This window comes from Litchfieldella qijiaojingensis (assembly GCF_014651875.1).
GTDB classification, from domain to species: Bacteria; Pseudomonadota; Gammaproteobacteria; order Pseudomonadales; family Halomonadaceae; genus Litchfieldella; species Litchfieldella qijiaojingensis.
The window spans coordinates 13,370-24,034 of the sequence record NZ_BMXS01000031.1; the positions used below are offsets into that span (position 1 = coordinate 13,370).

The following is a 10,665-nucleotide window of genomic DNA, read 5'->3' on the forward strand; positions in this document are numbered from 1 at the left end:
CGGTCAAAGTGCCTTTAAATTCCAGAAGATTCCGTGCCAGCGACGTCTGGCATCCCTGACCCGACATTTTTCCGGGAGTTCGCATGGCCCTGCAACCTGATGATGTGCTCGACGCCCGTGGCCTGCCATGCCCCCTGCCTTTGCTGAAGGCCAAGCAGGCCTTGTCACGGCTGGAGGCCGGGCAGCTACTGGAGGTCATGGCCACCGACGCCGGTTCATGGCGAGATTTCGAGACCTTCATCGCCCAGAGCGAGCATGAGATGCCGGCTCGCGAAGAGCGGGGAGAAGTCTACCATTACTGGGTCCGCAAGGGTGGGGAGCCGACAGCATGACCCTGCGCTCGGTGTTCAAGAGCTGGGTCGAGCGCTACTTCTCCGACGAGGAGGCGGTGATCCTGTTCATCGTACTGGTACTGGGATTCGCCGTGGTGATCTGGTTGGGGCGAATGCTGGCGCCGTTTTTCACTGCGTTGATAATTGCCTTCCTGTTGCAGGGCGCGGTGAGCTGGCTGGAGCGGCGAGGCATCCCGCATTTGCTGGCGGTGATCGTGATCTTTCTGGGCTTCATCGGCATCCTGCTGGCGATGGCATTCATCGTCATGCCGCTGATCTGGAATCAGTTGGTCAGCCTGGTACAGGAGACACCGCGGATGTTCGCCAGTGGCCAGATGCTGCTGGACGATCTTCAGGCGCGATACCCCACTCTGGTGACACCGGACCAGATCCAGGACTGGATCGGTGCAGCCGGCCGCGAGCTGACCCAGATGGGCCAACGTGCCCTGACGCTATCGCTGGCTTCATTGGGCAACGTACTGGCACTGATCATCTATCTGGTGCTGGTGCCGATCCTGGTGTTCTTCATGCTCAAGGACCGTGACCGGCTGGTCAGCTTCATGCTCTCGCTGCTGCCTCAGAAGCGCACCTTGATGACTCGCATCTGGCAAGAGATGGACGACCAGATCGCCAACTACGTACGCGGCAAGTTCGTCGAAATCATCATCGTTGGTAGTGTTGCCTTCCTGACCTTTGCCTTCTTCGGCTTGCCGTATTCGGCACTGCTGGCGGTGGCGGTGGGGCTTTCGGTCCTGGTGCCCTATATCGGCGCGGCGGTGGCCACGCTGCCAGTGGCGGCAGTGGCCGGCTTCCACTTCGGCATCAGCGATGAATTCCTCTATGTGCTGATAGCTTATGGGGTGATCCAGGCGCTGGACGGCAACGTTCTGGTGCCGATCCTGTTTTCCGAGGCGGTCAATCTGCACCCGGTGTCGATCATTCTGGCGGTGCTGTTCTTCGGTGGAATCTGGGGGTTCTGGGGCATTTTCTTCGCGATTCCCCTGGCAACCCTGCTCAAGGCCCTGGCGCGCGCCTGGCCTCGCGGCATCAAGGAGCGCAGCGAGCACCAGGCCGTGGAGGTACTGTCCGAGGAGTAAAACTTAGCCGGCGTGGAGGGCCTGGGCGGCCTCGAGAACCTCGTCGACATGCCCAGGCACCTTGACCTTGCGCCACTCGCGGGCCAACTTGCCGTCCTTGTCGATCAGGAAGGTGCTGCGCTCGATGCCCAGATGCTCCTTACCGTAGAGCTTCTTGAGCTTGATCACGTCGAACAGCTTGCACACGCTCTCGTCCTTGTCGGAGATCAGTTCGAAATTGAACTCCTGTTTCGCCTTGAAGTTTTCCTGGGCACGCAGGCCGTCACGGGAGATGCCGAGGATCACGGTATTGGCGGTATCGAAGGCCTGCTTGCGATCTCGGAAGTCGCCGCCCTCGGTGGTACAGCCTGGTGTGCTGGCCTTGGGATAGAAGTAGATTACTACCTGCTTGCCCTTTAGCTCCGACAGGGTGACGGTGGTGTCGCCGGTGGTTTGGGCGGTGAAGTCGGGGACAGGCTGTCCGAGAGTAACGCTCATCTGGGGTTCCTTCGATGGGTTGGATGTGGGCATTACACGCAACCAGCAGTCCGCTGTAAAGCCAAGGGAAACTCTGAATAAATGCCTGCGCGACTCAATCACTGCGTTGCGCGGTGCTCGGAAGCCTCACCTATACCCCATAGGCTCCGGTTCCTGTGCTCCGTGCGCCTTGTGCTTGATGCCGCTCGTCGATTTCTTCAGCGTTTCCCGAGGTCAAGTCCCGCTGTACAGGCTTTCGTCGCCTGAGTACCATTTAGCCCTTGGCATCCCTTTGCCTTGAGCGTCATTTGAAAAAGAGGATCCGCAGCATGATCACAGGCAGCATCGTCGCCTTGGCGACACCGATGAAGGCCGCTGGCGAGATCGACTGGGAGGCGCTGCGTCGTCTGGTGAACTTCCACCTCGAGAACGGGACGGACGCCATCGTCGCTGCCGGCACCACGGGGGAGCCCACCACCATGTCGTTCGCCGAACACTTCGATGTGATTCGCACCGTGGTGGAGGAAGTCGCCGGACGTATCCCAGTCATTGCCGGCACCGGTGCCAACGCCACGTCCGAGGCTGTGGAGCTGGCGCGTTACGCTAAAGAAGTGGGGGCCGATTACTGTCTCTCGGTCTGTCCCTACTACAACAAACCGACCCAGGAAGGCCTCTACCAGCACTTCAAGGCCGTGGCCGAAGGCGCCAACCTGCCGGTGATCCTGTACAACGTGCCGGGGCGTACCTGTTCGGATCTCTATAACGAGACCGTTTTCCGCCTGGCCGAAATCGACAACATCGTCGGGTTGAAAGATGCCACCGGCAACCTCGAGCGTGCCGAGGAGTTGGTCGAGCGCCTCAAGGGTAGCGGTTTCATGCTCTATTCCGGCGATGACGCCACGGCCTGCGATTTCATGCTGATGGGTGGGCATGGCGACATTTCGGTCACAGCCAATGTCGCCCCGCGCGCCATGCATGAACTATGCGTCGCGGCCGTGGCGGGAGACACCGAGACGGCTCACCAGATCAACACCCGGCTGATGCCTCTGCATACCGTGCTGGGGGTGGAAGCCAATCCGATTCCCGTCAAATGGGCCCTGAACCGTATGGGCTATGCCGAGGCCGGCATTCGTTTGCCGCTGACCTGGCTGTCCGAAAAATACCACTCCACGGTCGGTGAGGCTCTGCAACTCGCTGGTGTGCTGGAGGCCTGAAGCCGGCGCTTCGAAACCGTGAACAGACGACTCAAGGTGGATGAATGAACCCTGCGCTGAAATGGATGCCACTGGTGGTATCGATCGCCTTGGTGGCGACCGGCTGTGCGCGCGACGGCTACTATCATGATCGCAACATCGATTATGTCGATGCCGAGCCCAGCGCACCGCTGGTCTTGCCGGAATCGCGTGATATGGCTCGCTACGGCAATGCCATGCCGGTACCCGAGGCCAGCGGCGATTTCGTGCCATCGGATGAAGGGTTCAGCGCACCGCGTCCTGATGAAGTGGCACGTTCGCGGCTACGTGATTATGTCGAACGTCGCGATATCGGCGAGGATAGCTGGCTGGTGGTCAACGCGCAGCCGAACACCATATGGCCCCAATTGGAGGATTTCGCGCGCCGTCAGGGGCTGAACGTCACCGCCAGCGATCCCTCGCGCGGGATTCTGGAAACGCAACAGGCGCGCCTAAGCGTGCGTCCAGGGCTGTTGAGAGGTTCCAGTGTGGTGCGTTGCGAACAGGCTGGGCGTGCCTATGCCGACTGCCTCTCATCGCTGAGCAATTATCTTGGCGGACAGAGCCAGACCGCGAGTACCGCTTCGGCGCTGGCAAGTCAGCGAATGGCCAACGAACCCGAGCGTGTATATCTAGACCGCCACAACGACGAATGGCTGTTGGTGTTGGGCGTCGGGCCCGAGTTGGCCTGGGCCGAACTTGGCTATCAGCTCGAGAGCAATTTCAATCAAGGAAATCGCGAGCTGTTGCTCGAAAGCGATGCCGCATCCCGCGATTTCCTGGTCGAATATCTGCCCCGCGACGAACGTGAACGTGGCTTCTTTTCGGGCTTCTTCGGCCCCGATGCCGAGAAGATGACGCGACGGCTGCGACTGGTATTGGTGCCATCGGGCAGTGACCGGACTCTGGTGCGGGTGAGCAACGAGGGTGAACGTGAGTTGTCGTCCGACGATACTCGCGAGTTCCTCGAGCGTGTGGCTTCCCTGTTGCGCTGATGATGGCTCCCGACTCGCTGAGCTTCGCTTCGCTGGGAAGTGGCAGCAAGGGCAATGCCACCCTGATCAGCGATGGAGAGACCCATGTGCTGGTCGATTGCGGCTTCGGCATGCGTGACACCGAACGCCGTCTGGCGAGACTGGGGCTGCATCCGCGTCAGCTCGAGGCGATCCTGGTCACTCATGAGCATGGCGACCATATCGGTGGCGTCGGTGCCTTGGCACGACGTCATGGGTTGCCGGTGTATCTCACTCCCGGAAGTTGGCTATCCGGGCGGTTGGGGGAAGTGCCACGTCATCACTGGATCACCCCCCAGGCGCGGTTTGCCATCAAGGGGCTCGTCATCGACCCGGTGACGGTGCCCCATGACGCACGGGAACCGGTACAATTTCGCTTTCGTGCCCATGACCGTTGCCTCGGTGTGCTGACTGACCTGGGGCACCCCAGTGCCCATGTGGCGGAGGCATTCCGGGGTTGCGATGCCCTGATCCTGGAATGCAACCACGATCGGAACATGCTGGCCGAAGGTCCCTATCCGCCGCGGCTCAAGCGTCGGGTCGGTGGCGACTGGGGGCATCTGGCCAATACCCAAGCGGCAGAGCTGCTCAAGGGGCTGGGCCTGGATCGGCTGCAACACATCGTCTGTTCGCATCTGTCGGAACACAACAACCGCCCCGAGCTGGTGCTGGAAACCCTGGCTCCCCTGCTCGACGGCGATGAATCACGCTTGATGGTCGCCGCCCAGGATGATGGCCTTGAGTGGCAAACCATCGACTAAGCTTTGTCCGAAAACTGCCTGCGCTCGGCGACTTTTCGTACAAACCATAGGCCACCTTTTCGGAGATCCCCATGCAAAAGCGTCAAGAACTCTACGCCGGCAAGGCCAAGTCGGTCTATCACACCGATGACCCCGATCGTCTGATCCTGCACTTTCGCGACGACACCAGTGCCTTCGACGGTCAGAAGAAGGAAGCCCTGGCACGCAAGGGCATGGTCAACAACAAGTTCAACGCCTTCATCATGGGCAAACTCGAGGAAGCGGGGATTCCCACCCACTTCGAGGGGCTGCTCTCCGACACCGAGTGCGTGGTCAAGAAACTCGACATGATTCCGGTGGAGTGCGTAGTGCGCAATCTCTCCGCCGGTAGCCTGTGTCGTCGCCTGGGTGTCGAAGAAGGCCTGGAGCTCAATCCGCCGACCTTCGAGCTGTTCCTCAAGAACGACGAGCAGCATGACCCGATGATCAACGAATCGCTGGCCGAAACCTTCGGTTGGGCGACCCCGGAGCAGCTTTCCGAGATGAAGACCCTGACCTTCAAGGTCAATGACGTGCTCAAGGCGCTGTTCGAGGCTGGCGGCATGCTGCTGGTCGACTACAAGCTCGAGTTCGGCTTGTTCCATGGCCAAATCGTGCTCGGCGACGAATTCTCCCCGGATGGCTGTCGGCTATGGGACGCCAAGACCCGCGAGAAGCTGGATAAGGACCGTTTCCGTCAGGGTCTGGGCGGCGTGATCGAAGCCTACGAGGAGGTCGGCCGGCGGATCGGTGTCGACTTCGGGTAGGAAGCCGGTTAGGTGACCTGCACGAGCTCGACCACTTCCATCGCGACTCCCCCCTCTAGCTCCACGGCGCGAAAACGCACATCCACATCGCGCAGGCGCAGGCCGTAGCGGCGCTCCTCGGCGCCGTTCCGGTAGGCGGGGCGCGGGTCCTGGGCAAGGACCTGGACGATCAGCTTGCGCAGTGAGTCGCCGTCGGCGCGTGAGGCGAGCGCGGCTTCGATCTCGGGAGTGAAAGCGACGGGCCGCTGGGGTGGGGCTTCGGGGGCGAAGCCGGCACTCGCCTCGGGCAGGGACTCCGCCCATGGCAGGTAGGGCTTGATGTCCACCACCGGCGTGCCGTCGAGCAGGTCGTGGCCGCGCAGGGCAAGGCGCACGCCCCGCGAGGTATCGATTCCCATCAGCTCCACCAGCGACAGTCCCAAGCGGTTGGGGCGATGCGTGCTGCGACTGGCGAACACCCCGACCTTGGCGTTGCCGCCGAGCCGCGGCGGGCGTACCAGCGGCGTCCAGCGTGCGGGGCTGCGATGGAAGACGAAGGTCAGCCACAGGTGGCTGAAGTCTTCCAGGCCACGCACGGTGAGAGGGTCGTCGTAGGGTGGCAGCAGCACCAGGCTGGCCCGCGAGGCCCGCACCAGCCCTGGCTGGCGGGGAATGCCGAATTTGTCCGGGTAATCGCTCTCGATACGTCCGATGGTGTCCAAGGCAAAGGACTGCGAAGGCGAAGCGGCCAGGCTGGGTGATGATGTCTTGTCGCTCATGCCGGGCATTATGCCGCGCCATCGACGATGCCGCGATAAGGGATTGGCGTGGCGACCAGCCTTGTGTAGGCTGCGCCTGATAATTCCCCGCGAGGCAATGACGGTGATCGATCTGGAATATCTTGCTCGCGCCCAGCAGGCCATCGTCGAGGCCGGGCGCGAGCTATATGCCGCCGGCCAGGTGCCGGCCACCGGTGGCAACTTTTCGGTACGGCTGGACGATCATCACATGGCGGTGACCGCGTCCGGCCGTCACAAGGGACGCCTGGCGCCGGCCGACATCATGGTCACCGATTTCGCGGCGACGCCGGTCGGCAGCTCTCTCAAGCCTTCCGACGAGGCGCGCCTGCACGGCCAGCTCTACGAGGACAACCCTTCCGCCGGGGCGATCCTGCATACCCATTCACGGGCCGCCACGGTGCTGTCGCGTCTGGAATCATCCGCTACCCTTTGGTTGTCCGGCTACGAATTGCAGAAAGCGCTGGAAGGCGTGACCACCCACGAGACTCGCGTAGCGATACCGATCTTCGACAATACTCAGGATATCGAGGCTCTGGCCGAGGCGGTGCGCGCCCGGCTCGCCAACGAGGCGTGCTGCGCCTACCTGATCCGCGGCCATGGTCTCTATACCTGGGCTCGCGACATGGCTGCCTGCCTGCGTCACGTCGAGGCGCTGGATTTTTTGTTCGAATGCGAATTGATCCTGCGCCGTTGAGCCAATCAGGTTCTGTCTGAAAAGTTGGCGAGCGAAAACAGTTTTTGGGCAGAATCTGGGAAATGAGGAAGGAAAGAAAATGAGCTTCTTGCACGTCTATCACGAGAGCTATCGCGTCAGCGACGATGGCGAACCGCTGTTGACCACCCATGATGGCGAGCGTATTGCCCAGGAGCTGGCCGAACAGGGCATTCGTTTCGAACGCTGGACCACGGACGCCGAGCTGGCGCCGGACGCCGACCAGGACGCCGTGCTGGCGGCCTATGCCGACGACGTGGCACGACTCAAGGCCGAATCCGGTTTTGCCACCGCCGATGTCATCGGCCTGACGCCGGACCACCCCGACAAGAATGCCCTGCGTGCCAAGTTCCTCGACGAACATCGCCACAGCGAGGACGAAGTGCGTTTCTTCGTGCGTGGCGAGGGGATCTTCTACCTGCATCTGGGCGAGAAGGTCTATGTGGTCGGTTGCACGGCGGGCGACCTGATGTCGGTGCCGGCAGGTACGCCTCACTGGTTCGACATGGGGCCGAAGCCCGACTTCACTGCGATCCGTCTGTTCACCAACACCGAGGGCTGGGTGGCCAACTTCACCGGTGAATCCATCGCCTCACGCTTCCCGCGTTTCGAGGCGTTGCCCACCGAACAGGGGCAGGGAGCGGCATGATTCGCGTCATCGTCACCGATATCGAGGGCACCACCGGTTCCATCGCCTTCGTCCACGAAGTGCTGTTCCCTTATGCACGTCGGCATCTGGGCGATTTCGTTCGCCAACACGGCGACGAACCGCCGGTGGCCGAACAGATCCAGGCCGTCCGTGAGCTTGCCGAAGAGCCCGGTGCGGATCTCGAACGCGTGATCGCCATCCTTGAGGGCTGGATCGATGCCGATCGCAAGGTCACCCCGCTCAAAGCTCTGCAGGGCATGATCTGGGAGCGCGGTTATCGCGACGGTGATTTCACCGGGCATGTCTATCCGGATGCCATCGAGGGGCTAAAGCGTTGGCACCAGGCGGGAATCGCCCTCTACGTCTATTCTTCCGGCTCGGTGCAGGCGCAGAAGCTGCTGTTCGGCCATTCGGATGCCGGTGACTTGACGCCGCTGTTTTCGGGCTATTTCGATACCACCACCGGGCCCAAGCGCGAGACGGCAAGCTATCGTCGCATCGTGGAGGCGATCGGTGAGCCGGCCGAGTCGGTGCTGTTCCTGTCGGACGTGGTCGCCGAGCTGGACGCCGCCGCCGAGGCTGGGCTAAAGACGACACAACTGGTACGCGAGCCGGGGATGACCACCGGCGATCATCCCGTGGCGGAAAGTTTCGATGCGGTACGCCTAGATGAGTGAGCCAGCTTCCCGGATTCTTTACCGCGAGGCCTTGCCGCGCGATGCCGCCGACCAGGCCGAGGTCTTTCATCATGCCGTGATGAAGGGGGCGGCCTCGCACTACAGTCTGGCGCAACGCGAAGCCTGGGCCGCGGCCCTGCCGCGCGATGCCAGTGCCTGGTCGGCGCGGCAGATGCTTTACACCACCCTGGTGGCGACTTGCGATGGGCGTTGCGTGGGCTTTCTCGAGCTAGATATTCCCGCAGCGCACATCGAGACGCTATACGTCTGGCCCTCGCTGGCGCGGCGTGGCATCGGCTCGACCCTGTTGATCCACGCCGAGCGTGCACTGCTCGAACAGGGTGCATCGCACGTGACCATCGAGGCCAGCCTGCTGCTTGGCGAAAGCCTGAAGAAGCGAGGCTGGACCTGTCATGGCGAGGAGTGGGTGGAGCGCGGCGGCGAGAGCTTGCCGCGACTGAGGATGAGTAAGAAGCTGGGCGTCGTCGAAACTTGAGCGAGTGCTTCCTCCTGGATGCTTAACGCTGCTCGGTGTGGGTAATGCGCATCGACAGGTCGATGGCCTTGATGTCCTTGGTTAGCGCACCGGAGGAGATGCAGTCGACGCCGGTTTCGGCGATATCGCGAAGCGTGGCGTCGCTGACGTTGCCCGAGGCTTCGAGGGTGGCGCGTCCAGCGGTGCGGCGTACCGCCTCCCGCATATCGTTGAGCGAGAAGTTGTCGAGCATGATGATGTCGGCACCCGCGGCGATCGCCTGATCGAGCTCGTCAAAGGTTTCGACCTCGACCTCGACGGACAGATCGCGTGCAATGTTACGTGCTTCCTTGACCGCGGCGGCGATTCCGCCACAGGCGGCGATATGGTTCTCCTTGATCAGGAAGGCATCGTACAGGCCGATGCGGTGGTTGTGGCCTCCACCACAGGTCACCGCGTATTTCTGTGCCAGGCGCAGGCCGGGCAGCGTCTTGCGGGTATCGAGCAGTCGCACGCCGGTATCGGCGATCAGGTCGACATATTCCCGGGTGCGGGTGGCGGTGGCCGAGAGTGTCTGCAGCAGGTTCAAGGCAGCGCGTTCCCCCGTCAGCAGGCTGCGTGCAGGGCCTTCCAGCTCGAGAAACACATCGCCGGCGTTGATCCGGTCGCCATCGGCGCCATGCCATGTCAGGCTGACCCGGGAGTCGAGACGGCGGAACAGCTCGTCGACCCAGGCCACCCCGCACAACACGGCGTCCTCGCGTGTCGTGACGCTGGCCTTGGCCCATTGCTGCTCGGGGATCAACTGAGCGGTGATGTCGCCGGGCCCGACATCTTCGGCCAGCATCTTGGCGGCGCTGGTGCGAATGTCTTCGGCGAGGGCTTCGTAGTAATGCATGGGCGGGGCTGGCTCTCGAATATGTGACAATAAAGATGATTATAGGGAATTCACTGGACCAACGTCAGGGGAGAGCGATGCCGATCGAATCGGGATGGTGGAGTGACGCGCGACGAGTGGCGTCGCCTAATCACAATGCACGACCACAGGGCGAAGTTTCAGCCTTGGTGCTGCACTCGATCAGCCTGCCGCCCGGTGAGTTCGGCGGAGAGCATGTCGAGCGGCTGTTCACCAACCGTCTCGACCCTAACGCTCATCCCTATTTTGCCAAGATCGCGCACTTGCGGGTCTCGGCCCATCTGCTGATCCGGCGCGATGGCGAATGCGTGCAGTTCGTGCCCTTCGACCGTCGAGCCTGGCATGCTGGTCGCTCACGCTGGTTCGATGGCGAGCGCGAGCGGTGCGAACTCAACGACTTCTCTATCGGAATAGAGCTGGAAGGCGACGAGATCAGTCCTTACCGCGACGCACAGTATTGTGTCTTGGCCAGAGTCACGCGAGAGTTGCTCGCGCACTACCTCGAGCTGACGCGGGAACGCATCACCAGCCATGCCAAGATCGCCCCATTGCGCAAGTCCGACCCAGGGCCGGCTTTCGATTGGGCGTATTTTCGACGCTGCCTGGAAAAAAATGATCGACGTAATGGGAATGACATGTAGTTTTGCTACGTTCCTACGCTTTTTGCCCCAGCCTGATGGCGGAGCATTGAAATAACGTGTATTGCGCCGCAACAAGCAGGGTGGAAAAAATTTCCATGCCCGTTCCAATTGGCATGAGAGCCGCTTTGCGGTATCTTCGG

The 10,665-nt window shown here is 61.8% G+C and carries 14 protein-coding genes; 11 read left to right on the top strand and 3 right to left on the bottom strand.

Going from position 1 to position 10,665, the window contains the following annotated elements; all coding sequences use genetic code 11:
* Positions 1-83: 83 nt before the first annotated feature.
* Together IE093_RS20215 and IE093_RS20220 are read left to right on the top strand one after the other, a co-directional pair.
* Positions 84-332, top strand: a complete 249-nt coding sequence (locus tag IE093_RS20215; RefSeq protein ID WP_189472414.1) for a sulfurtransferase TusA family protein — start codon at positions 84-86, stop codon at positions 330-332.
* On the top strand, positions 329-1,429 hold the full coding sequence (locus tag IE093_RS20220; RefSeq protein WP_189472416.1) for an AI-2E family transporter: 1,101 nt from the start codon (positions 329-331) through the stop codon (positions 1,427-1,429). The genes IE093_RS20215 and IE093_RS20220 overlap by 4 nt, the downstream gene beginning before the upstream one ends.
* Before the next feature lie 3 nt (positions 1,430-1,432).
* Here IE093_RS20220 and IE093_RS20225 read toward each other — a convergent pair whose 3' ends face one another.
* Entirely contained in the window at positions 1,433-1,906 is a 474-nt protein-coding gene (locus IE093_RS20225) for a peroxiredoxin (RefSeq protein ID WP_189472418.1), read from the bottom strand.
* A 308-nt stretch (positions 1,907-2,214) separates the two neighbouring features.
* Here IE093_RS20225 and dapA point away from each other — a divergent pair, with 308 nt between their 5' ends.
* The 4 genes from dapA to purC all read left to right on the top strand — a co-directional run bounded on the left by dapA (position 2,215) and on the right by purC (position 5,676).
* A complete protein-coding gene (gene dapA / locus IE093_RS20230) occupies positions 2,215-3,099 on the top strand; it encodes a 4-hydroxy-tetrahydrodipicolinate synthase (RefSeq protein ID WP_189472420.1) in 885 nt (294 codons plus the stop codon).
* A gap of 44 nt (positions 3,100-3,143) precedes the next feature.
* Positions 3,144-4,112: a lipoprotein, NlpB gene (locus IE093_RS20235; RefSeq protein WP_229803810.1), complete on the top strand. Its 969-nt coding sequence runs from the start codon at positions 3,144-3,146 to the stop codon at positions 4,110-4,112.
* On the top strand, positions 4,112-4,891 hold the full coding sequence (locus tag IE093_RS20240; RefSeq protein WP_189472422.1) for an MBL fold metallo-hydrolase: 780 nt from the start codon (positions 4,112-4,114) through the stop codon (positions 4,889-4,891). Before IE093_RS20235 ends, IE093_RS20240 begins: the two co-directional genes overlap by 1 nt.
* A 71-nt stretch (positions 4,892-4,962) precedes the next feature.
* Complete coding sequence (gene purC, locus IE093_RS20245; protein ID WP_189472424.1) at positions 4,963-5,676, top strand: phosphoribosylaminoimidazolesuccinocarboxamide synthase; 714 nt, start codon at positions 4,963-4,965, stop codon at positions 5,674-5,676.
* Positions 5,677-5,684: 8 nt separating this feature from the next.
* On the opposite strand, the gene tsaA is transcribed toward purC, so the two are convergent.
* Positions 5,685-6,434, bottom strand: coding sequence for a tRNA (N6-threonylcarbamoyladenosine(37)-N6)-methyltransferase TrmO (gene tsaA, locus IE093_RS20250; protein ID WP_189472426.1), 750 nt, complete (start codon positions 6,432-6,434; stop codon positions 5,685-5,687).
* Between the two features lie 97 nt (positions 6,435-6,531).
* Between tsaA and IE093_RS20255 the strand changes: the two genes are divergently transcribed.
* From IE093_RS20255 to IE093_RS20270, 4 genes are all read left to right on the top strand, one after another.
* A complete protein-coding gene (locus IE093_RS20255) occupies positions 6,532-7,149 on the top strand; it encodes a methylthioribulose 1-phosphate dehydratase (RefSeq protein ID WP_189472428.1) in 618 nt (205 codons plus the stop codon).
* Positions 7,150-7,228: 79 nt separating this feature from the next.
* Positions 7,229-7,816 (top strand): 1,2-dihydroxy-3-keto-5-methylthiopentene dioxygenase, encoded by a 588-nt coding sequence (locus IE093_RS20260; RefSeq protein ID WP_189472429.1) that lies wholly within the window; start codon positions 7,229-7,231, stop codon positions 7,814-7,816.
* Positions 7,813-8,493: an acireductone synthase gene (gene mtnC, locus IE093_RS20265; RefSeq protein WP_189472430.1), complete on the top strand. Its 681-nt coding sequence runs from the start codon at positions 7,813-7,815 to the stop codon at positions 8,491-8,493. Before IE093_RS20260 ends, mtnC begins: the two co-directional genes overlap by 4 nt.
* Positions 8,486-8,989, top strand: a complete 504-nt coding sequence (locus IE093_RS20270; protein WP_189472431.1) for a GNAT family N-acetyltransferase — start codon at positions 8,486-8,488, stop codon at positions 8,987-8,989. Before mtnC ends, IE093_RS20270 begins: the two co-directional genes overlap by 8 nt.
* 22 nt (positions 8,990-9,011) lie before the next feature.
* Here IE093_RS20270 and nadC read toward each other — a convergent pair whose 3' ends face one another.
* A complete protein-coding gene (gene nadC, locus IE093_RS20275) occupies positions 9,012-9,866 on the bottom strand; it encodes a carboxylating nicotinate-nucleotide diphosphorylase (protein ID WP_189472432.1) in 855 nt (284 codons plus the stop codon).
* A 77-nt stretch (positions 9,867-9,943) separates the two neighbouring features.
* On the opposite strand from nadC, the gene ampD reads away from it, so the two are divergent.
* Positions 9,944-10,525 (top strand): 1,6-anhydro-N-acetylmuramyl-L-alanine amidase AmpD, encoded by a 582-nt coding sequence (gene ampD / locus IE093_RS20280; RefSeq protein WP_189472433.1) that lies wholly within the window; start codon positions 9,944-9,946, stop codon positions 10,523-10,525.
* Positions 10,526-10,665: the final 140 nt, after the last annotated feature.